Below are 20,946 nucleotides of genomic sequence, written 5' to 3'. Positions count from 1 at the left end.
GGGAAGGGGCCGCCAAGGGGCGGGGATCAGGACGCCCAGGCGATCGGCGGGTCGTAGCGGACGGCGGTGAAGAAGAGCCCCTCGGCCGGTGCTGTCTGGCCGGCGCGGCTCCGGTCGCCCGATTCCAGCACCGCTCGAGGCCAGGACACCGGCCGCCGGCCCAGCCCGACCTGAACCAGCGTCCCCACCATGTTGCGGACCTGGTGGTGCAGGAAGGATCGTGCTTCCACCGTGACCTCGATCGTGTCGCCGAGGCGGGACACGTCCAGCCGGTCCAGTGTCCGGAGCGCATCCCGTGCCTGGCAGGTGCTGGCGCGGTAGGCGGAGAAGTCGTGGTGCCCGAGCAGCCCCTGGGCCGCGGCGTGCATGGCCGCCGCGTCCAGCCGCTGCGGCACATGCCAGACCCGCCCGGCCTCCAGCGCCGGCCGCGCCCGGCGGTTGCTGATCCGGTAGCGATAAGCCCGGCCGGTGGCGGAGAAGCGGGCGCTCCATCCCTCCGGCGCGCGGGCGGCGGCGACCACGGAGACGGGATGCGGGCGGCTTCGGGCGTTCAGAGCCTCCCGCAAGCGGTCCGGAGGGAGGTCGGCCCGGACCGGCAACCCGACCACCTGGCCCTCGGCATGGACGCCGGCATCGGTGCGGCCGGCGGCGCCGGCGGTGGGGACGGTGTCGCCGTTCAGCGGGGCGGCCGCCTCCTCGATCACCTGTTGAACGGACAGGCCGTTCTCCTGCCGCTGCCAGCCGACGAAGGGGGTGCCGTCATACTCCACCAGTAGCGCGTAGAGCGGCATCTCAGCCCAGGCGGGTCCCGGCCGGGATGGCATGGCCGCGCAGGAAGGTTTCCGCCTCCATCGCGGCGCGTCCGGCCTTCTGCACGCGGGTCAGCCGAAGGGCGTTGCCGTCGCCGCAGGCCACGCGCAGCGAGCCGTCCAGCACCGTGCCCGGCTCGGCGCCGGCCGTGCCCGGGAGGGGCTCCGCCGCCAGGATGCGCAGAGGGGCGCCTTCCAGGGCGGTGAAGGCCCCGGGCCAGGGGTGCATGGCGCGCACGCGCCGGTCCAGCGCCGCCGCCGGCTCCGACCAGTCGAGGCGGCCATCCTCCTTCGCCAGCTTCGGAGCGTAGGTGGCACCGACCTCGGGCTGCGGCGCGGCGGGCGGGTCCTCGTCCAGCGCGCGAAGGATGAGTTCCGCGCCGATCGCGGAGAGCCGGTCGTGCAGGTCGGCCGCCGTGTCCGCGGGACCGATCGGCGTCGCGGATTTCAGCAGCATCGGGCCGGTGTCCAGGCCCTCGTCCATCCGCATGATGGTGATACCGGTCTCCGAGTCGCCGGCCAGGATCGCCGCCTGGATCGGCGCGGCTCCACGGTGGCGCGGCAGAAGAGAGGCGTGGATGTTCAGGCAGCCGCGCCGCGGTGCGTCCAGCATCGGCGCCGGCAGGATCAGCCCGTAGGCCACCACCACGGCCGCATCCAGGCCGAGCGCCGCGAAGGCCGCGTGCTCCGCCGCGTCCTTCCGCAGCCCTGCGGGGGTGCGGACCGGCAGGCCAAGCTCCAGCGCGGCCTGGTGGACGGGGCAGGGGGTCTCCCTCTGGCCACGCCCGGCGGGGCGGGGAGGCTGGGCGTAGACGGCGGCGATCTCGTGCCCCGCCGCGTGCAGCGCCCGCAGGGCCGGGACGGAGAAGGCCGGGCTACCCATGAAGGCCAGACGGAGCGGCCGCGTGGCCGTCCGGACCGGAGCGTCGGGGACGTCGCCCGCCCGGCCCCCGGGCCCGGTCACATCGCCTCCCGCTGCTTCAGCTTCTGCTCCTTCTGAAAGCGCTTCAGCAGCATGTTCCGCTTCAGGGGGCTGAGCCGGTCGGTGAACAGGACCCCGTCCAGGTGGTCGATCTCGTGCTGGAGGCAGGTCGCCAGGAGGTCGTCGGCCTCGATCTCGCGCCGCGTGCCGTCCAGGTCGCGCCAGCGGACCTTCACCCGGAACGGCCGCTCCACATCGGCATACTGGCCGGGAATGGACAGGCAGCCCTCCTCCCGCACCGCCCGCTCGTCGCTGACAGCCACGATCTCCGGATTCACCAGCACCATCGGCCCGGCGCTGTCCTCCTTCTGAAGGTCCAGCACGACCATCCGCAGCGATTCGCCCACCTGCGGTGCGGCCAGCCCGATGCCCGGCGCGGCGTACATCGTCGCCAGCATCCGAGGCGCCAGGGCCCTTACCTTGTCACCGTCACCTTCCGCCACGGCGCGGGCGCGGGCGCGCAGCACCGGCGCGGGGTGGAGGAGGATGGGGAGGAGTTCGGGCTCGGGCATGGCGGTGCCGGCGCATGTAGGACGGAACGGCGCCCGGCGGAATGCGCCACCGCTTGCATTACGGGCCGGCGGGAACAATATCGGGCGCAGCGGACCGGTGCTTCGGGCCGGGCCGCGTGGCTTCGCTTCCTCAAGGATGCCGCACGCATGACCCGGACCTCGGTCTTCGGATCGCCGCTGCTACTCGGCTTCGACCACCTCGAGCAGATGCTCGACCGGGTGCAGAAGACCGCGGACGGCTATCCCCCCTACAACATCGAGCAGACCGCGCCCGACCGGCTGCGCATTACCCTGGCCGTGGCCGGCTTCGCCATGGACGATCTGCAGATCACGCTGGAGGACAACCAACTGGTGCTGCGGGGCCGGCAGAAGGACGACTCGGAAGGTCGCATCTTCCTGCACCGGGGCATCGCGGCCCGCCAGTTCCAGCGCGCCTTCGTCCTCGCTGAGGGCATGGAGGTGGAGGGCGCCTGGATGGACAACGGCCTGCTGCACGTGGAGCTACGACGGCCCCGTCCCGAAACCCGCGTCCGCACGATTCGCATCAACGGCAACGGCCGCGCGCTGCCCGCCGAACAGACCTGAACCTTCCGCCCGCGCGATCCTGCCGAACCGGGGGGCCGCAACGGCGTTATCAGCCCGCAGGCCATTCCGGCTGCGGGCGAGGAGTGACCGATGAACCCGACCCCGACTTTTGGTCTCCGCCAGCTTTCGCCCGTGGATTGGGCGCGCTTCGGGCTGGAACAACTCGCCTACATCCGCCCCGTGAACGTGAACGGCACGGCGGCGGTGGCCATCCACGCGGCCGATGGAACTCCGATCGGAGCCGCCCCGAACGAGGCGCTGGCCATCGCCGCGATCCTCCAGCACGAGTTGGCCCCGGCGCTGGTGCACTGACGATCCGCTCGGGGGACTAGGGGAGGGCGGCAACACTCTCCCCTCGGTTCCCGATCGCGTCTGGCCTTCCGGCTATCGCCGAGGGCGAACGAGACGGAGCCGATCTTCGCCGGCCGCCAGAGTCGAAGAGCGGCCGATCTCTCGACCACGATTCGGTGGGAAAGGTGGCTGACTTGCTGCCTCTTCCCTTCCCTCTCCGTTGCCCGGGCCGCGGAAATGCCCGCCGGCCAGTCAGCCGATCCGGCGCTCGCTCGCGGGCGGCAGGAAGCGGTCGGTGAACATCTCGGCCGGGTTCGGCGGGTTCGTCACGCCGTAGGCCTCGGAGTTCACGCGGACGAGCGTCGCGCTGCGCGCCGCGTCCAGCACCCCGGTGCCGCCTTCGCGAACATTCGGCGTCAGGATGCCGCGGTCCCGGGTCATGAACCAGCGGCGCTTCTCCAGCGCCTCGTCGAAGAGCGGCTCGCGGCGCTTGAGCAAGGCCATGCCGGCATCCGGCTCGGCCAGAAGCAGCTTGAGGCCTTCCACGGAGGCGCGGACGAAGCCCGCGGCCTGCTGGGCGTTCCGCTCCAGCCACTCGGCGCGCGCGACAATCGCGGAGCCGTAGATATCGAGCCCGTTTTCGGCATAGGGCCAGGACACGATGTCCGCCTCCGGCATGCCGACCCCGACCAGATTGAAATGCGTGGTGAAGAGGAAGCCCGTCACCGCGTCCACCTGCCCCTGCGCGAGCATCGTGTCCCGCAGGTTGGCGGCCATGCTCGTCCAACGGACGGCCGAGGCGTCGATGCCCTGGGCGCGGGCGAAGGCCGGGAACAGCATCCGGCTGGCCTCGCCCTCCGGCGCGCCCAGGCGCTTCCCGACCACGCCCTTCGGCTCCGTGATCCGGCTGCGGCGAAGGGTGGTCAGGGCGGCGGCCGTGCGGTCCAGCACCTGGTAGATGGAGACGAGACGCTTGTCCGGGTTCTCCGCGTTGAACTTCACCATGGTGGAGGGATCGGTGTAGCCGATGTCGTAGGCGCCGGAGGCGACCTTCACCGCCGTGTCGCCCGAGCCGAATCCGCGGTCCATGCGGATCGCCAGCCCCTCGCGCCGGAACAGGCCGCGCTCCTCGGCCAGGGCGAACATCCCGTGGTTCCCCTGCAGCGCCCAATCCAGGCAAAACCGGATTGGCGCCTGGGCACGGGCGGTGCGGATATGCGGGGCGCCCAGCGCGGCGGCGCCGGCAGCCAGGACGAGGCGGCGGGAGGGCATGGTCGGCGTTCTCCGGGACGTTGCGCGAACGGGTGTATGGCGCGGTGGACGCCGACGGTCCATGCAGGAACGGGGCCGGACCGAAAGCGGTTCCGCGGCCGGCCCGACGCGCGGCTCCGCTGGCACCGGGATTGCCTATCGCTGTGATCGGCGGGCGGCGCTGGCGCGGTCCGGGGGCGCCGTGGCATCACGACGGGCGCCGCGGGCCGGCAGTGGCAGGAGAGGAGGCGGGGATGGGCACGCGTTACCGGATCGAGCGGCGCAGCCTTCTGACGGGCGGAACGGCCCTTGCGCTCGTTCCCTTCGGAGCCTCCCGTCCGAGGGCGCAGGCCCTGGACCGCGTCATCTTCCAGACGGACTGGCGCGCCCAGGCCGAGCACGGGGGCTACTACCAGGCCCTGTCCAACGGCATCTACCGCCGCCACGGGATCGAGTGCGACCTGCGTCAGGGCGGTCCGCAGCAGAACCCGGCGCAGCTCCTTCTGGCCGGCCGGGTGGACATGATCATGTCCAACGCCTTCCAGGCCCTGAATTACGCGCGGGAAGGTCTGCCCTTCCTCTGCATTGGCGCCGTGTTCCAGAAGGACCCGCAGATTCTCATGGCGCATGAGGGCGCGGGCCACGACAGCTTCGAGCAGATGCGCGGCAAGCCGATCATGATCGGCGCCGCCACCCGCGTGACCTCCTGGCCCTTCCTCCGACGGCGCTTCGGTTACACGGATGACCAGATCCGGCCCTACACCTTTAACATCCAGCCCTTCGTCGCGAACCGCCTGGCGATCCAGCAGGGCTTCGTCACCAGCGAGCCCTACACGGCCATGACGGCGGGGGCGCGGCCGAAGGTGCACCTGATCGCCGATGCCGGCTTCGACGGCTACAGCGAGACGATCGACATCTCCGCCCGCATGATCGCCGAGCGTCGAGACGTGGTGCAGCGCTTCATCAACGCCACCATCGAGGGCTGGGTGCAGTACATGGCCGGCCGCGACACCGAGCCCGCGAACGCCCGCATCAAGCGTGACAATCCGGAGATGGATGACGACCGGATCGACTTTGCCGTGCGGGAGATGAACGCGCGCGGCATCGTCCGCTCCGGGGCGGCGGAGACGCTCGGGCTGCTGGCGATGACCGAGGCCAAATGGACCTCCTTCTACGAGACGATGCGGGATTCAGGCGTCTATCCCCCCGGCCTCGACTTCCGCCGCGCCTATAGCCTGGACTTCGTGAACAAGCGGGTCGGGGTTGGCTGACGGCAGCGCCGCCGCGGGGTCGGGGACAGGGCAGGGGGCGCGGCCCGTCGCGACCCTCCAGGGCGTGGCGAAGCGATACCCGGACGGAACCCTCGCCGTGCAGGGCGTCGATCTGACCGTGCGGGAGGGCGAGTTCCTCTCCCTTCTCGGCCCTTCGGGCTGCGGCAAGTCCACGCTGCTGCGGATGATCGCCGGCCTGATCCCGCCCAGCGAGGGACGGTTGGCGGTGGAGCGCGGCGACATCGGCTTCGTCTTCCAGGAGCCGACGCTGATGCCCTGGGCCAGCGCGTTGGCGAACGTGATGCTCCCCCTGCGCCTCGGCGGAATGCGACGGCAGGAGGCCTCCTCCCGCGCGGCGGCGGCGCTGGCGAGCGTCGGCCTCTCCGGCTTCGAGCGCGCCTATCCCCGCGCCCTGTCCGGCGGGATGCGGATGCGCGTCTCCATCGCCCGCGCCCTGGTCACGCAGCCCCGGCTGCTGCTGATGGACGAACCCTTCGCCGCGCTGGACGAGATCACCCGCCACCGGCTGAACGCCGACCTCCTGGCCCTCTGGGAGGAGCGCCGCTTCACCGCCGTCTTCGTGACCCACTCCGTGTTCGAGAGCGTCTTTCTCTCCGAGCGCATCGTCGTCATGGCGAACCGCCCAGGACGGATCGCCGAGGACCTGGCCGTGCCCGCGCCCCATCCGCGCGGCGAGGAGTTCCGCACCTCCGCCGAATACGCCGCGATCTGCCGCGCGGCGTCGCGCGCGCTCCACCGGGCCATGGCCGCGTGAGCGGGGGCGGGTGGCTGCGCGTGGCCGCGCCGGTGCTGATCGGCCTGATCGTGCTCGGCGCCTGGGAGTGGGCCGTGCGGGCGAACGGGGTGCCGAGCTACATCCTGCCCGGTCCGGTGGAGATCGGGGCGACGCTGATCCGCGACTGGCGGACGCTCGCCGGGTCGCTCTGGATCACCCTTCAGATCACCTTCGCGGCGCTGGCCCTGGCGTCGTCGCTCGGTCTGATCCTGGCCATCCTCTTCGCCCAGTCCCGGATCATAGAGCTGTCCTTCTACCCCTATGCGGTAATCCTGCAGGTCACGCCCATCGTCGCGATCGCGCCGCTCATCATCATCTGGGTGGACGACATCCGCCTCGTGCTGCTCGTCTGCGCCTGGATCGTCGCCTTCTTTCCCATCCTGTCGAACACGACGCTCGGGCTGAACAGCGCGGACCGGAACCTGCTGGACCTGTTCCGCCTCTACCGTGCCAGCCGCTGGCAGGTGCTCACGCGGCTCCGGCTGCCGACGGCGCTGCCCTTCTTCCTGGCCGGGCTTCGTATTTCCGGCGGGTTGTCGCTGATCGGTGCGATCGTCGCGGAGTTCGTGGCCGGCACGGGCGGCCGGGAATCCGGCCTCGCCTACCGGATCCTCGAAGCGGGCTACCAGCTCCAGATCTCGCGCATGTTCGCGGCGCTCGTCCTCATCTCCGTCACGGGCATCGCCATCTTCGGCGCCACCTCGCTCCTCTCCCACCTTCTCCTTCGGGCCTGGCACGAGAGCGAGATGGGGCGGGAATCGCGCTGACCCGTCCTCACCAGCGGGCGAAGGCGTGCTCGACCCGTCGCAGGAAGGCGGCGCACTCGGCGGGGCTGCGCCCGTCCATCCGGGTCAGCGCGTGCCAGTCCAGCCGGCAGCCCGGCGCGCAGAGCCGGCGAAGCCCGCGACCGATCAGCTTCCGGTCCGGCCGGCCGAAATACAGCAGCAGCCACCAGGGCGAGCCGTAGGTCGTCACCACCGCGAGCCGCCGGATGTTCTTCAGCCCCGGCTCGATCGCCCCCGCGCCGAGGTGGAAGGCGACGCCGGGTGCCCAGACCCGGTCGAGCCAGCCCTTCAGCATCGCGGGCAGACCGTACCACCAGGTCGGGTAGACCAGCACCAGCGCCTCCGCCGCGCGCAGGCTGGCGGCGTGATCTTCCAGGCCCAGCAGGTTCCCGGGCACGTCGTGATAGCGGCCGCGCTCCTCCGCGCCGAGCACGGGATCGAAGCCCTCGGCGTAGAGGTCGCGCCAGTCCACCTCATGACCCGCCCCTTCCAGCGCCGCCCGGACAGCGCTGGCGAGCGCGGCGCTCAGGCTGTCCGGGCGCGGATGGCAATGGACGAGGAGGACGCGCATCGGCCAGGCCCCAGCGGGGTCAGCCCGCCAGTTCCTCGCGCCGCATCTCCAGCTCCAGCCAGCGTTCCTCGGCCTCGGAGAGCGCCGCCTGCTTCTCAGCCAGCAGCGCGCCCGCCTTGGTGAAGCGCGCGGGGTCGCGGGCATAGAGTCCGGGGTCGGCCAGGATCTCGTTCAGCCGAGCGATTTCCGCGTTCAGGCGCTCCATGCTCGCGGGAAGCGTCTTTAGCGCCTGCATCTCCGCCATCGTCAGGCGCGGCGCGGCGGGGGCAGCGGCCGGACGGGGCGCGGTGACGTCCCGCTTCGGGGCAGGCACGGCACCAGCGCTGGCCGCCCTCACGCCGTGCCCGCGCTGCGTCACCATGTCGGAGTAGCCGCCCGCGTATTCCTGCCAACGTCCATCGCCCTCGGACGCGATGACGCTCGTCGTCACCCGGTCCAGGAAGTCGCGATCGTGGCTGACCACGATGACCGTGCCCGGATATTCCGCGATCATCTCCTGCAGGAGGTCGAGCGTCTCCAGGTCGAGGTCGTTCGTCGGCTCGTCCAGCACGAGCAGGTTGCTCGGCCGGGCCATGGCGCGGGCCAGCATCACCCGAGCCCGCTCCCCGCCGGACAGCACGCCGAGCGGCGTTCGCGCCTGCTCCGGCGTGAAGAGAAACTCCTTCATGTAGCCGATGACGTGGCGCGGGCTGGCGCCGACATGCACCATGTCGCCGCGCCCCTCCGTCAGCGCATCGGACAGCGTCAGGTTGTCGTCGAGGCTCGCGCGCCGCTGGTCGAGCGCGACCATCTCCAGCCCCGTGCCGATCCGGACCTCCCCGAAATCGGGGGCGAGCGCGCCCGTGAGCATGTTCAGCAGCGTCGTCTTGCCCGCGCCGTTCGGCCCGACGATGCCGATCCGGTCCCCACGCAGCACGCGGGTGGAGAAGTCCCGCACCACGGTGCGCCCGTCATAGGACTTGGCGATCCGCTCCGCGGAGACGACGAGGGTGCCGGACCCCTCTGCCTCGGACGCCGCGAGCCGGACCCCCCCCTGGGGCCCGCGCCGCTGCCGACGCCGCTCCCGCAGGGCGGCCAGCTCCGCCACCCGGCGGACGTTGCGCTTGCGCCGGGCGGTGACGCCGTAGCGGAGCCAGTGCTCCTCCCGCACGATCTGGCGGGAGAGCTTGTGGGCGTCGCGCTCCTCCTCTTCCAGCACCTGGTCGCGCCAGACCTCGAATTCGCCGAAGCCCCGGTCGAGCCGCCGCGTCGTCCCGCGGTCCAGCCAGACCATGGCCCGCGACAGCGACTCCAGGAAGCGACGGTCATGGCTGATGAGCACGAGCGCGGAGCGCAGCCCCGAGAGTTCGCCTTCCAGCCACTCGATCGCCGGCAGGTCCAAGTGATTGGTCGGCTCGTCGAGCAGGAGGATGTCGGGCGAAGGCGCGAGGGTCCGCGCCAGCGCCGCCCGCCGCGCCTCGCCGCCCGAGAGGTGGGCCGGCGCTTCCTCTCCGGTCAGGCCGAGAGCCTCCAGCAACTGCCGCGCGCGGTGCGGATCATCGCCGGGCCCGAGGCCGGCTTCGACATAGGCCAGGGTGGTGGCGTGCCCGGCGAGGTCCGGCTCCTGGGGCAGGTAGCGGATCGTGCAGCCCGGCTGGGCGAATCGGGTGCCGGCTTCCGGCTGAATGAGGCCGGCGGCGATCCGAAGGAGGGTCGACTTGCCGGACCCGTTCCGCCCGACCAGGGCAAGACGCTCCCCCGCGCCGACGGAGAGAGTCGCGTCGCGGAGGAGAGGCGTGGTGCCGAAGCCCTGGCGAATGCCCTGGAGCAACAGAAGGGGAGGGGCCATGGGCGCTGCTTAGCCCCGATCGAGGCCGCGCGGAAACGGCAGCCCTTCCATCGGACTCAAGCCGTAACCTGCCGCCGGTGCTGCCTCTGCAGAAACCGGGTCGGGACATGCGCCATGCGTGACGCGCAGGGCTCATCTGTTCTCGTTGACCCGCAGTGCCGTTCAGGTGCATCTCGCAGTTGTGATCGGCTCGCCCGACCCCTCCCGGGGATGTGCGGTCCGTAAACCGAACTGCAACCGCGCGGGTGCATCCTGGGCCCATGCCAGCTTCTCTCCCTCGCCGCCGCGTCTTCGGGATCATCGGCGCCGCGGCCGGGTGGCTGACGGCCCCGCGCCTTGCGCACGCGGACGGCACCGCCGCCGAGTGGGGCCGCTACAAGTCCCGCTTCCTCTTGCCCGAGGGCCGGGTCGTGGACACCGGCAACAACAACCAGTCCCACTCCGAGGGGCAGGGCTGGGGCCTGATGCTGGCCGAGCACCACGACGACCGGCCTGCCTTCGACGCCATCCTTCGCTGGACCCGCGCGAACCTGCGGCGGGAGGGCGACATGCTGCACGCCTGGCGGTTCCAGCCGAACGCCCCGGTCGCCGTGCAGGACCGCAACAACGCGACCGACGGCGACCTCTTCATCGCGGCCGCCTTGCTGCGCGGGGGGCAGCGCTGGAACGAGCCCGCCTTCACGGAGGAAGGCACCGCGATCGCCCGCGATGTACTGCGCCTGCTCGTCCGCCGGACGGCCAACATGCTCGTCCTGCTGCCCGGATCACGTGGGTTCGAGCACCGGGACCGGGTGGTCATCAACCCGTCCTACTACTCCTTCCCCGCCATCGCCGTGGTGGCGGAGGCCGTGCCGGACCCGGCCTGGCTCCGGGTGGCCTCGGACGGGCTCCGCCTGCTGCGGAGCGCCCGATTCGGGCGTTGGGGCCTGGCACCGGACTGGCTCTCGGTGTCCCGCGTCGACGGGCGCACGGCGCCGGCCGAGGGCTGGCCGGCGCGATTTGCCTACGACGCAGTTCGCGTGCCACTGTGGTTGTGCTGGGCCGGCCTGGGGGACGAGCCGTCCGTTGGGCGCGCGCTGGATTTCTGGAATGACGGCGCACACCGTCATCTGCCCGCCTGGGCGGATCTGGCGACCGACGTGACCTCACCTTATCCCGCCGGCGTGGGCATCGCCGAGATTGGGCGCCTGGCGGGTAGCCAGCGGAACACGCCCTGGCGGCGTCCGCTCTCGGAGTCACGGCCACAGGGCCGTGACTATTATGACACATCCCTGGCGATATTGGCACGCGTGGCCGCGCAGCAGGTCGGAAGGCCTCTCTCACCAGCGTGAAAAAATTTCAAAATTAAGATATTCCGGACCGAGGTTCGACGCGGCATGATGCGCTGCGTCACGGGTTCGGGAGTTTGCTCGCATGCGCCAGGACAACGACGTCGCACGCATGGCGGCGGCGCTGCGCACCCCGGCGCTGCGCTACCGCAGCTTCGGCAACGAGCCGGTGCGGAACGACGCCCCGCGTAGCCCGGCTCCCGCACCCGATTCTTTCCCCCTGCTCGGGGAGGCACTCGCCGGCATCGAGGCCCTGCCGCCGGACGTCCGGATGGCCGAGCCGGTCCAGCCGCCGCCGCCGCCCATCCCCGAGCCGATGCCCTATGTTCCCGCGGCACCGGCCGTGCAGCCCGCGCCTGTGATCCAGCCGGCGCCCCCCGCCCTGTCCGCGACGGCGGTGGTCCCTCAGCAGGAACCCCTCCCGCCTCCGCCGTCGGTCGTCGAGCCGGTCATCCGGAGCGTCGCCCCGCCGCCTCCAGCGCCGGTACTGGCGCCCACCTTGCCGTCCGCACCGTCGTCGCCTCCCGTCCCGTCGCTCCTCCAGACGCTGCTCGCGCAGCCGCCGATGAACCCGGCGGAGATGCCGCCGCTGGTGGTCGGCCGCTACCCGCCGCAGGACCCCGTCCCGACGCCCCCGCCGGCGCCCACTCCGCCTCCGCCCGCGCCCCCGGTGGCAACAGCGCGACCGGTCCTGCCGATAGCGCCGGCAAGCGACACGCCCATCATGGCCCCGCCCGGCTGGACCCGCCCGCCGGAGCCGGTGCTTCCCTCGGCGCCCCCGCTCTTCCCGGGGCGGGCCGCCGCCCCTCCGCCGCCGCCCCTGCCGCGTGTCCCGGAGGACACGCGTGGCCGCGCAGCACCGCGACCCACGGGGGGAAGTGGGTCCTCCCTCCTGGACACCCTGTTCGGGAGCGGTGGATCATCCGACTCCTCGGCCCATTACCCACTTCTGGATGCCTTGAGCGTGGCGATGCGAACGGACAGCGCCGAATCCTCGGCCCGGCTGTGGCCGGCGGCGCGGGTTGAGATGGCCCTTCCGGAACTCTTGCGGCGCGTCGCTGCCGGTGTCCGCTCTCATCGCGGCATGGTCTGAGCGAGAAGGAGCCGGCATGTCGCTCATCTGCTTTGCCTCCCCCAAGGGCGGGGTCGGCAAGACCACCCTCGCCGCCAACGTGGCCGATGGTCTTCACCGGCTCGGCCACCGGGTGCTGGCCATCGACCTGGATCCGCAGAACGCGCTGCGGCTGCATTTCGGCGTGCCCCTGATGGACCGGGCCGGCTTTGTCGCGGAATTGCAGAGCAAGCCTGACTGGCGGAGCCATGTCCGGCAGACCGCGTCCGGCGTGCAACTCCTCGCGCATGGCGCGATGGATCTTCGCGCCTCGCTCCAGCTCGCCGTGGCGCTCGACGGCGATCCTGACCTGCTGGCGCAGCCGGTGCGGGAGATGCTCGCCGATCCCGGGCTGGTCGTGGTGGCCGACCTCCCGCCCGGACCGTCCCAGGCCCTGGCGCTCCTCGCGCCGATGGCAACGATGGTGATCGGAGTCCTGCAGGCGGAAGCGATCTCCGCCGCACTTGTCCCGGAGATCGAGAGCGGCCGCTTCCTCGGCACCGGGACCATGGCGGCGCTGCTCGCCGGGCGGTTGCGCATCGTGCTGAACGCGGTGGACCTAAACTCCCGCCTCTCCCGTGCCTCGGCAGAGGCCGTGGCGCGGCATCTCGGCTTCCGGATGCTCGGCGCGATGAGCCGGGAGGAGACGGTGGCCGAGGCGCTCGCCTGCCAGCGTCTGCTGCTCGACCACGCGCCGGAGAGCCGCGCCGCCTCCGACCTGCGGGAGGTGTCGCGCCTCGTCTCGAGTGCCCTGCCGCCGCCCGCCGCGGGCGAGGCCGTGCCGGAGCACGCGGTGCCGCCGCCGCCGGTGATGCAGCGGACGGAAATGGGAACCGCGCCATGACGCCTCGCCGTATCCGGGCGGCCACCGCGAATCCCTGGATCGCGCGTATCCTCGTCGTTCTCGGTTTCCTCGTATCATTGCCCTTCGTCGTCGCGCCGCTGGAGGCGGAGCAGCAGGCCTGGATCGCGATCGGCGGCTTCGTCGTCTTCGCGATCGTCTCGTTGATCCCCGGGCGCGGATCGCTCGTTTTCCTCGCGCTTCTCTCGGGCATCATCTCCGCGCGCTACATCTACTGGCGCATCACGGACACGCTCGACTACACGAACTTCTTCTCGACCTTCCTCGGCACCGGCCTTCTGCTCGCCGAGATCTACGCGATCGTCGCGCTGTTCCTCTCCTACCTCCAGTCGCTCTGGCCGCTGGAGCGGCGGCCGCTGCCGCTGCCGGAAGACCCGGAGCTGTGGCCGTCGGTCGACGTGTTCATCCCGACCTACAACGAGCCGCTGGCGGTGGTGAAGCCGACCATCTTCGGTGCCATGGCCATGGACTGGCCGCGGCACAAGATGAACGTCATCCTGCTGGATGACGGCCGTCGCGAGGAGTTCCGCGCCTTCTGCGAGGAGGTGGGCTGCGGCTACATGACGCGCCCGGACAACAAGGGCGCCAAGGCCGGCAACATCAACCACGCGCTGAGCCAGACGACCTCGGAGTACGTGGTCATCTTCGACAGCGACCACGTCGCCACCCGCGCCTTCCTGCAGATGACCATCGGCTGGATGATGCGCGACGCCGGCCTGGCCATGGTCCAGACGCCGCACCACTTCTACTCGCCCGATCCGTTCGAGCGGAACCTCGCCTCCGGCACGCGCGTCCCGAACGAGGGCCTTCTCTTCTACGGCCTGATCCAGCAGGGCAACGACCTCTGGAACGCGACCTTCTTCTGCGGCTCCTGCGCGGTCATCCGGCGCACGGCGCTGGAGCAGGTGGGCGGCGTGCCGACCCAGACCGTGACCGAGGACTGCCACTGCTCGCTCAAGATGCAGCGGCTGGGCTGGCGCACGGCGTATCTGCGGCTGCCGCTCGCGGCGGGCCTCGCGACGGACCGCCTGATCGCGCATATCGGCCAGCGTATGCGCTGGGCGCGCGGGATGGTGCAGATCTTCCGCGTGGAGAACCCGCTCCTCGGCCCCGGCCTGCGGATCACGCAGCGGCTCTGCTACGTGGCCTCGATGTGGCACTTCCTCTTCCCGCTGCCGCGCTTTATCTTCCTCACGGCCCCGCTCGCCTTCCTGCTCTTCGGGCAGAACATCATCGCGGCCTCGCCGCTCGCGATCGTGGCCTATGCGGGACCGCACGTGGTCCACGCGATCATGACGAACTCGAAGCTGCAGGCGCGGGTCCGGCACTCCTTCTGGTCTGAGATCTACGAGACGACCCTCTCCCTCTTTCTCCTGCCTGTCGTGCTCACGACGCTGCTCGACCCGAAGCGCGGCAAGTTCAACGTGACGGACAAGGGCGGCACGCTGCAGGAGGGCTACTTCGACATCCGCGCCACCCTGCCGAACTTCATCCTCGCCGTCGTGCTCGTGCTGGGACTGCTGTCCGGCATCTACGGTATGGCGGCCAACTCGCCGGAATCCCTCGAATTCCAGGCGAATGCGCTCAACACGGTCTGGGTCGTGCTGTCGCTGCTGACGGTGCTGGCCGGCCTGGCGGTGGGGCGCGAGCGGCGGCAGGTGCGTGAGCGCGCCCGCGTCGGCGCCATCATGCCCGCCACCGTGATCCTTCCGGATGGCCGTCTGGTCGCCGGCGAAACCCTCGACCTCTCTCTTGGCGGCGCCGCGATCGCCGCCCCGCGGCCCGACGGGCTGCCGGAGGATGCTCTCGTGACACTTGAGATTGACATCGGGCCCGAGCGCGTCGGCATCCCCTCTGAGGTGCTGCGCTGGCAGGAAGGCCGTCTTCAGGTGCGCTTCGCGCCGGAGGACCTGCGCGACGAGGGCAACGTGACCCGGGTGGTGCTCGGCCGCGCCGACGCCTGGGTGGATTGGGATGACGTGCGCCACGACCGTCCGCTCCGCTCCCTCGGCGAGGTGGCCCGGTCCATCGGCGGTCTCTTCCGCGGGGACAGCCAGTTCTCGCTTCGCGCCCGCCGCGCCCGACGCCAGGCGGCCGCCCGTGCCCGGGCCGCGGCGGCGCCGCAGACCGCGCGCGCCGCAGCGCCGATCCCGCCCACCGGCGTGGTCACCACGGTCCGGGCGGCAGAGCCCGGCTCGGCCCGCGGCGCGGAGGCCGCGCAGCGCCGCGCCGCCGAGCGCGCCCGCCGCGCCGGCACGCTCGGGGCCGCGCTCGGCCTGATCATCCTGGCCGTGCCGTCGCAGGCGCAGACCCCGCCGCGACCGCCCGCCGCGACCGGTGCGCCCGTCGTCCCTGGGCAGCCGCCGGGCCTCCCGCCGGCGCCGAGCTTCGGGGGGCCGATCGGGGCCCAACCGGGCGCCGCGCCGGTCGCCGCCCCCTCGGCCCTGCCGCCCGCGGGCGTTCCCGGGGCGCCGGGCGTGGGCTCCGTTCCCGTCGCACCGAGCACGCCGCTGATCTTCGGCAGCGATGCGCCGCCGGCCGCCGGTGCGCGGACCGAGACCCGGACCCTTCGCCAGCTCGGCCTGCGCAGCCCGATGCAGCTTCGCGGCCTCGCGGACCTGCAGGGCATCCTCTTCGGCGTGCGATCGGACGAGGTGGTGACGGGCGCCCGGCTGACGCTGCAGGGCGCGACCTCGCCCGCGCTGATCCCGGAGCTCTCCCAGATCGCGGTGACGCTGAACGAGCAGTTCGTGGGCACCATCACGCCGGACCGCGCGCGCCCGGCCTTCGGGCCGGTGGAGTTCCAGATCAACCCGGTTTTCTTCGCGGACGCGAACCGGCTGAACTTCCGCTTCACCGGCCGCTACGCGGTGGAGTGCAACGACCCGCTCTCCGGCCTGCTCTGGTCCACGGTCTCGGACCTCTCGACCATCCAGCTCAACCTGGAGCGCCTGCCGCTGACGCGCGACCTCGCGCGCCTGCCCGAGCCCTTCTTCGACCCGCGCCTGCTGCGTGAGCCGCTGCTCCTGCCGGTGGTGATGGCGGAGGGGGCCGGCAATGACGTGGTCCGCGCCTCCATCATCGTCTCCTCCTGGTTCGCGGTGCAGGCCGACTACCGGGGCGCGACCTTCCCGGTCTCCTCCTCGCTGCCGGCGCGCGGCAACGCGATCGTCATCGCGACCGGCACGGAATCCCTTCCCGGCGTGACGCTGCCGCGGATGGAGGGGCCGACCCTGGCCATCGTGAACAACCCGAACGATCCGAACGGGCTGTTGCTGGTGATCGGCGGTCGCTCCGGCGCCGAGGCGGCGACCGCCGCGCAGGCGCTGGCGACCAACAAGGAAGCGCTGAGCGGCGAGATCGCGACGGTGCAGCAGCAGGACCTGCCCGCCCGCGCCGCCTACGACGCGCCCCGCTGGATCCGCAACGACCGCCCTGTGCGCTTCGGCGAGCTGGTGGACCCGAGCGAGCTGCAATCCTACGGCTTCGCGCCGGGCCCGATCTCCGTGCCCTTCCGCACGGCGCCGGACCTCTACACCTTCCGCGACCGCGCCCTGCCGGTCGAGATCCGCTTCCGCTCCCCGCCCGGTCCGATCATGGACGTGGCCGTGTCTCGCCTCGACGTCGCGCTGAACGACGTCTACCTCAAGTCCTTCCCGCTGCGGGAAGGGGACCCGACCTGGGGCTTCTCCTGGATCGCGCGCCAGGTGGGCTCCTCCACCTCGGCCGACCGGGGCGAGGGACGCGTGGGCCTGCCGCCCTACCTCGTCTTCGGGCTGAACGAGCTGCAGATGCGCTTCGACATGCGCCCGCTGCATCGCGGCGATTGCGTGTCCATCCCGGCCGACGTCCGCGCCTCGGTGGACCCGGACAGCACGATCGACCTCTCGACCGCCTATCGCTTCACGGAGCTGCCGAACCTCGCGTACTTCGCGGGCTCGGGCTTCCCCTACACGAGGATGGCCGACTTCTCCGAGACGGCGGTGGTGCTGCCGGACCGGGCCAATGCGCTGGAGATCGCCTCCACGCTGACGCTGATCGGCAAGCTCGCCGCGATCGTCGGCTATCCCGCGACGAAGATCGACGTGGTGCGGCCGGGCGGGCTCGACGCGGCGGCGAACCGGGACCTGATCGTGATGGGCTCGCTCCAGCGCCAGCCGGCGCTGCAGCGGCTGCTCCAGGACAGCCCGATCCAGCTGGAGGGGAACCGCATCACGGTGGCCCTGCCGGACACGCTGGACAACTTCCGCAACATCTTTCTCTCCGATGACCGGCGGCTGCAGCGGGAGCGACTGACCGCGACTCTCGGTGGAAGCGGGGATGGTGGCGGCCTGCTGATCGGCGCCCGTAGCCCGCTGAACTCCGACCGGTCGGTGGTGGCCGTCACCGGCTCCACCCCGCAGGGGATGGAGGCGATGGTGGGCGCGCTGCGCGACCCGCAGCTGCTGCCGCAGATCCAGGGCGATGTCGCCTTCCTGTCCAACGGGCGGATGGAGTCCTTCAAGGTCTCCCGCAACTTCGGCGTCGGCAGCCTGCCGGTCACGCTGATGCCGCAGCGCCTGCTCGCGACGCGCCCCGACCTGATGCTTATTCTGCTGGTGGTCGCGGCGCTGATCGTGGCGGTGCCGCTCTACTGGACCCTGCGCCGTCGCGCCGCCATCCGCCTGAGGACCCGCACATGAGCCGGACCCTCCATCGCTTCGGAGGCCATCGCGCCCGGGGACGGAGCGGCCGGGGGGGACGGCTCCTGGCCGCCGCAGTCCTCACCTCGCTCGGTGCCGTTGGGGCGCCGGCGATGGCGCAGGACCGCGCGACGCAGGCGCTGATGGACCAGGCGAATCACTGGCGGACGCAGAACCAGCCTTCCCAGGCCATGCGGGCGCTGGAGCGGGTGCTCTTCTCCAGCCCGAACCACCCGGAGGCGCTCGCCGCGGCGGTGGAACTGCGGCTTGAGTTCGGCGACCGCGCCGGAGCGGAGGGTTATCTGACCCGGCTGCGCCAAGCCGCGCCCGAGCACGCCAGGGTCGCGGAGCTGGAGCGGTCCCTGCGAGCCCCGGTGCTGGATCCGGCCGCGCGGGAAGCGGCGCGTCTCGCTGCCGCCGGTCGGGAGCGCGGCTTCGCCGCCCTTGCTGCCAACCGTCTGGCCGAGGCGGCGTCCGAGTTCGAGCGGCTCGCGGCGCGTGAACCCCGCGATGGCGATTCGCTCGGCGGCCTCGGCCTCGTGCGGCTGCGCCAGGGCCGCTCCGCAGAGGCGGCGCGTCTGCTGACCCAGGCGATCGCGGCGGACCCGGTGAAGGGGCCGCGGGCCTGGGGCGTCGCGCTCGACAGCGCCGCCTTCGCGACCGAGTTGGCCGCGGGACGCCAGCAGCTGTCGGCCGGCACGCTGGACGCGGCGGAGGCCCTCCTCCTGCGTGCGGCACGCCGCGACACGCCCGAGCGGGCCGAGGCCGAGCTGCTCCTCGCCGAGGTGGCACTGCGGCGCGGTGACGCCACCGCGGCGGAAGGGCACTTCCGCGGCGCGCTTTATATCCGGCCAGCGCTCGGTCCGGCCCTGTCCGGGCTCCACGGCGTGCTGCGCGGTGCCGGGCGCTTCGCCGAGGCCGAGGCGGTGATTGCCACCGCCGTCGCCCTCGGGAACGGCCGTGCCGACTCCTTGCGGAACGAGGCGGCCCGCACCGAGGATCCCGAGGCGGCTCTCGTCCTGCTGCGCGCCGCGATGGACGCGGCGCCCGGCAATCCCTGGGTGCGCCTGGACCTCGCCCGCCAGCTCGCGCGGACCGGACGGATCGAGGAGGGAAGGGCTCTCGTCGCGACCGGCGGAGAGGGCTCCGATGCCCTGCACGCCGCCGCCCTCTACGCCGTCGGCACGGGCCAGCCGACCGAGGCCGTGCGACTGCTTGAGCGGATGCCCGACCGCCTCCGCTCGGTGGACCAGGCGCGGTTGCTCCGCGCTGCGCGTCTCGCAGTGTCGGTGGCCTCTCTCGCGGAGGGGAGGCCGGATGAGGCGCGCCGAAAGCTCGTGGCCCTCGCCGCGCGCCCCGACCCTGGCGCGGAGACCGTGGCAACGGTGGTGCGGGCCCTGCTGCTCGCGGGGGATCCCACGGGGGCTGTGGAGGCTGCTCGCGCCGCCGCGGGGATGAACCGGACGGCCACGCCGGGTTGGCGGCTCACGGTCGCCGCCTTGCTGAAGGATGCCGGGCTGGACGCGGAATCCGCAGCCTTCACGGCGACCCTTTCCGCCGACCGCGCGATGACGCCGCGCGAGGGACGGGTCCTCGCCGCTCTCGGTGGTGCGCCGGTCCGAGCGGCGGAGTCCGCGACGCAGCTCGCCGCCGCGCCGCGTCCCCAGCCGATCGAGCGGGAGGAGGCGCCCACCGCCCGCGATCCGCGCGAGATCCGGCGGATCGCGGAGGCCGTGCTGCGGCGTGATCCCCGAAATTCGGAGGCGCGGCTCGGCGCGGTGGAGGCGGCGCTCGCGATGGGCGACCCGAACGGCGCGGAGACGCTTCTCTCCGGTGCCCGGGTCCACATGCCGAACGACCCGCGCGTCTCGGTGCTGGACGCGCGGATCGCCCGCGGTTCCGGCGACGTGCGCCGCGCTCAGACCGCCCTCCAGATGGCCGCAGAGCAGCGCCGGGCGCAGATCGGCATGGATCGCGGCGTGACCTATGCGGCGGCCGAAGGCCCCTATCGCCGCGTCCCCCTGGCGGGCGACGGGCAGGGATCCTCTTTCGTGCCGGTCGGCGCCAATCCGGCCAGCGCCTCGAGCGGGACACCGGCGCCGCTCTCCTCCGATCCGCTGCTGAACGAGATCGGGCGCCAGCTCGCCGAGGTGAACGAACAGGCGGCCGTCCGCCTGATGGCGAACGGCACCTTCCGCAGCCGCTCGGGCTCGGAGGGGCTGGAGCGACTGCGGGAGTACGGTGGCGGCGCCGAGGTGACCGCGCCCCTTCCCGGCGTCGGCGGCCAGCTCGCCGTGCGCGCCCAGGGTGTGGGCCTCGACACCGGGCGGCTGAACTCGAACAACGCCTTCGATCTCCGCCGCTTCGGCACGAACGCGACGGTCGTCACCAACACGGGCATCGCCGGCACCACGGCAGAGGCGATCCGGCCGCGTGACCGGGACGCGGCCGGCGTCGCGGTCGGCGCGGCCTATCTGCGCGAGGGGATCACCGCGGATATCGGGTCCACCCCACTCGGCTTCCGGGAGCAGAACATCGTCGGCGGTCTGGAGCTGTCGCCGCAGCTGGGCGAGAATCTTCGTCTGCGGCTGCGCGGCGAACGGCGCGCGGTGACGGACAGCCTGCTCTCTTGGGCGGGCATGCGGGACAACCTGTCCGGGCGGACCTTCGGTGGCGTCACGCGCACCACCGGCTACGGCCAGATCGAGTACCAGGCTGGCGACTTCGGCCTGTATGCCGGCGGCGGCTACTCCTCCTTTGACGGCCGGAACGTCGCGGACAACCATCGGTGGGAGGCTGCGGCCGGCGTGAACTACGCCATCTTCCGCCGGCCTGAGCAGGAACTCGTGACGGGGCTCGACCTGCTCTACCTGACCTATGACCGGAATCTCCGGCTCTTCAGCTTCGGCCATGGCGGCTACTTCAGCCCGCAGAACTACTTCGCCGCCTCTGTCCCGCTCGATTACCGGGCGCGCTCCGGGAACCTGGCCTACCGGGTCGGGATCAGCGCTGGCGTGTCCACCTTCCGTGAGGGTCGGGCACCGTTCTTCCCGACGGATTCGGGACTGCAGGCGATCGTGGAGTCGCAGGCCGCGACCGATCCGACTCTGACGGCCTTCTACCCTGCGCAGAGCCGCACCGAGTTCGCCGGCGGCGTGCGCGGCGACATCGAATATGCCATCACCCCGTCGCTACGGGTCGGGGCTCTCGCGCGTTACGACCGCTCTGCCGATTACAACGAGTTCCGCGGGATGATCTATGCGCGCTACCGCTTCGACTGAG

16 protein-coding genes are annotated in these 20,946 nt (G+C 72.0%); 10 read left to right on the top strand and 6 right to left on the bottom strand.

The window, feature by feature from the left end; genetic code table 11:
• Positions 1–26: 26 nt before the first annotated feature.
• The 3 genes from truA to def all read right to left on the bottom strand — a co-directional run bounded on the left by truA (position 27) and on the right by def (position 2,303).
• Positions 27–791: a tRNA pseudouridine(38-40) synthase TruA gene (truA, locus tag ACP6CK_RS05675; RefSeq protein WP_426957909.1), complete on the bottom strand. Its 765-nt coding sequence runs from the start codon at positions 789–791 to the stop codon at positions 27–29.
• 1 nt (position 792) lies between these two features.
• Positions 793–1,692 (bottom strand): methionyl-tRNA formyltransferase, encoded by a 900-nt coding sequence (gene fmt / locus ACP6CK_RS05670; RefSeq protein ID WP_426959881.1) that lies wholly within the window; start codon positions 1,690–1,692, stop codon positions 793–795.
• 77 nt (positions 1,693–1,769) lie between these two features.
• Positions 1,770–2,303 carry a peptide deformylase gene (gene def / locus ACP6CK_RS05665; protein ID WP_426957908.1) on the bottom strand — a complete coding sequence of 178 codons (534 nt, stop codon included), beginning with the start codon at positions 2,301–2,303 and terminating at the stop codon, positions 1,770–1,772.
• 147 nt (positions 2,304–2,450) lie between these two features.
• Here def and ACP6CK_RS05660 point away from each other — a divergent pair, with 147 nt between their 5' ends.
• Positions 2,451–2,888 carry an Hsp20 family protein gene (locus ACP6CK_RS05660; protein WP_426957907.1) on the top strand — a complete coding sequence of 146 codons (438 nt, stop codon included), beginning with the start codon at positions 2,451–2,453 and terminating at the stop codon, positions 2,886–2,888.
• Between the two features lie 90 nt (positions 2,889–2,978).
• On the top strand, positions 2,979–3,200 hold the full coding sequence (locus ACP6CK_RS05655; protein ID WP_426957906.1) for a DUF1150 family protein: 222 nt from the start codon (positions 2,979–2,981) through the stop codon (positions 3,198–3,200).
• Between the two features lie 231 nt (positions 3,201–3,431).
• Here the strand turns inward: ACP6CK_RS05655 and ACP6CK_RS05650 are convergent, their stop codons facing one another.
• Positions 3,432–4,451, bottom strand: a complete 1,020-nt coding sequence (locus tag ACP6CK_RS05650; RefSeq protein WP_426957905.1) for an ABC transporter substrate-binding protein — start codon at positions 4,449–4,451, stop codon at positions 3,432–3,434.
• A 233-nt stretch (positions 4,452–4,684) separates the two neighbouring features.
• On the opposite strand from ACP6CK_RS05650, the gene ACP6CK_RS05645 reads away from it, so the two are divergent.
• Genes ACP6CK_RS05645 through ACP6CK_RS05635 form a run of 3 tightly spaced genes read left to right on the top strand, consistent with a single transcriptional unit; the run spans position 4,685 to position 7,264 of the window.
• A complete protein-coding gene (locus ACP6CK_RS05645) occupies positions 4,685–5,701 on the top strand; it encodes an ABC transporter substrate-binding protein (protein WP_426957904.1) in 1,017 nt (338 codons plus the stop codon).
• Positions 5,694–6,476: an ABC transporter ATP-binding protein gene (locus tag ACP6CK_RS05640; RefSeq protein ID WP_426957903.1), complete on the top strand. Its 783-nt coding sequence runs from the start codon at positions 5,694–5,696 to the stop codon at positions 6,474–6,476. The genes ACP6CK_RS05645 and ACP6CK_RS05640 overlap by 8 nt, the downstream gene beginning before the upstream one ends.
• Complete coding sequence (locus tag ACP6CK_RS05635) at positions 6,473–7,264, top strand: ABC transporter permease (protein WP_426957902.1); 792 nt, start codon at positions 6,473–6,475, stop codon at positions 7,262–7,264. Before ACP6CK_RS05640 ends, ACP6CK_RS05635 begins: the two co-directional genes overlap by 4 nt.
• 7 nt (positions 7,265–7,271) lie before the next feature.
• Here ACP6CK_RS05635 and ACP6CK_RS05630 read toward each other — a convergent pair whose 3' ends face one another.
• Both ACP6CK_RS05630 and ACP6CK_RS05625 read right to left on the bottom strand, forming a co-directional pair.
• Positions 7,272–7,853 (bottom strand): NAD(P)H-dependent oxidoreductase, encoded by a 582-nt coding sequence (locus ACP6CK_RS05630; RefSeq protein WP_426957901.1) that lies wholly within the window; start codon positions 7,851–7,853, stop codon positions 7,272–7,274.
• 19 nt (positions 7,854–7,872) lie between these two features.
• Positions 7,873–9,681 carry an ABC-F family ATP-binding cassette domain-containing protein gene (locus tag ACP6CK_RS05625; RefSeq protein ID WP_426957900.1) on the bottom strand — a complete coding sequence of 603 codons (1,809 nt, stop codon included), beginning with the start codon at positions 9,679–9,681 and terminating at the stop codon, positions 7,873–7,875.
• Positions 9,682–9,941: 260 nt separating this feature from the next.
• On the opposite strand from ACP6CK_RS05625, the gene ACP6CK_RS05620 reads away from it, so the two are divergent.
• The 5 genes from ACP6CK_RS05620 (at position 9,942) to ACP6CK_RS05600 (ending at position 20,945) form a co-directional block, all read left to right on the top strand.
• A complete protein-coding gene (locus ACP6CK_RS05620) occupies positions 9,942–11,012 on the top strand; it encodes a glycosyl hydrolase family 8 (protein ID WP_426957899.1) in 1,071 nt (356 codons plus the stop codon).
• A gap of 82 nt (positions 11,013–11,094) precedes the next feature.
• Positions 11,095–12,102, top strand: coding sequence for a hypothetical protein (locus ACP6CK_RS05615; protein WP_426957898.1), 1,008 nt, complete (start codon positions 11,095–11,097; stop codon positions 12,100–12,102).
• 16 nt (positions 12,103–12,118) lie between these two features.
• A complete protein-coding gene (locus ACP6CK_RS05610; protein ID WP_426957897.1) occupies positions 12,119–12,964 on the top strand; it encodes a cellulose synthase operon protein YhjQ/BcsQ in 846 nt (281 codons plus the stop codon).
• Positions 12,961–17,664, top strand: a complete 4,704-nt coding sequence (gene bcsA, locus ACP6CK_RS05605) for a UDP-forming cellulose synthase catalytic subunit (RefSeq protein WP_426957896.1) — start codon at positions 12,961–12,963, stop codon at positions 17,662–17,664. Before ACP6CK_RS05610 ends, bcsA begins: the two co-directional genes overlap by 4 nt.
• The gene (locus ACP6CK_RS05600) at positions 17,661–20,945 is read left to right on the top strand and encodes a cellulose synthase subunit BcsC-related outer membrane protein (protein ID WP_426957895.1); all 3,285 of its coding nucleotides are present in this window, start codon (positions 17,661–17,663) and stop codon (positions 20,943–20,945) included. Before bcsA ends, ACP6CK_RS05600 begins: the two co-directional genes overlap by 4 nt.
• Position 20,946: the final 1 nt, after the last annotated feature.

This window comes from Muricoccus radiodurans, from assembly GCF_050154705.1.
GTDB classification, from domain to species: domain Bacteria; phylum Pseudomonadota; class Alphaproteobacteria; order Acetobacterales; family Acetobacteraceae; genus Roseomonas; species Roseomonas radiodurans.
This window is presented reverse-complemented; position numbering and strand designations above follow the sequence as displayed.

Coding starts and splice junctions, on each gene's coding strand:
- bcsA (WP_426957896.1), top strand. CDS start 12,961: ATGACGCCTCGCCGTATCCGGGCGGCCACCGCGAATCCCTGGATCGCG.
- ACP6CK_RS05620 (WP_426957899.1), top strand. CDS start 9,942: ATGCCAGCTTCTCTCCCTCGCCGCCGCGTCTTCGGGATCATCGGCGCC.
- ACP6CK_RS05650 (WP_426957905.1), bottom strand. CDS start 4,451: ATGCCCTCCCGCCGCCTCGTCCTGGCTGCCGGCGCCGCCGCGCTGGGC.
- ACP6CK_RS05645 (WP_426957904.1), top strand. CDS start 4,685: ATGGGCACGCGTTACCGGATCGAGCGGCGCAGCCTTCTGACGGGCGGA.
- ACP6CK_RS05660 (WP_426957907.1), top strand. CDS start 2,451: ATGACCCGGACCTCGGTCTTCGGATCGCCGCTGCTACTCGGCTTCGAC.
- def (WP_426957908.1), bottom strand. CDS start 2,303: ATGCCCGAGCCCGAACTCCTCCCCATCCTCCTCCACCCCGCGCCGGTG.
- ACP6CK_RS05615 (WP_426957898.1), top strand. CDS start 11,095: ATGCGCCAGGACAACGACGTCGCACGCATGGCGGCGGCGCTGCGCACC.
- ACP6CK_RS05610 (WP_426957897.1), top strand. CDS start 12,119: ATGTCGCTCATCTGCTTTGCCTCCCCCAAGGGCGGGGTCGGCAAGACC.
- ACP6CK_RS05630 (WP_426957901.1), bottom strand. CDS start 7,853: ATGCGCGTCCTCCTCGTCCATTGCCATCCGCGCCCGGACAGCCTGAGC.
- truA (WP_426957909.1), bottom strand. CDS start 791: ATGCCGCTCTACGCGCTACTGGTGGAGTATGACGGCACCCCCTTCGTC.
- ACP6CK_RS05600 (WP_426957895.1), top strand. CDS start 17,661: ATGAGCCGGACCCTCCATCGCTTCGGAGGCCATCGCGCCCGGGGACGG.
- fmt (WP_426959881.1), bottom strand. CDS start 1,692: ATGGGTAGCCCGGCCTTCTCCGTCCCGGCCCTGCGGGCGCTGCACGCG.
- ACP6CK_RS05655 (WP_426957906.1), top strand. CDS start 2,979: ATGAACCCGACCCCGACTTTTGGTCTCCGCCAGCTTTCGCCCGTGGAT.
- ACP6CK_RS05625 (WP_426957900.1), bottom strand. CDS start 9,681: ATGGCCCCTCCCCTTCTGTTGCTCCAGGGCATTCGCCAGGGCTTCGGC.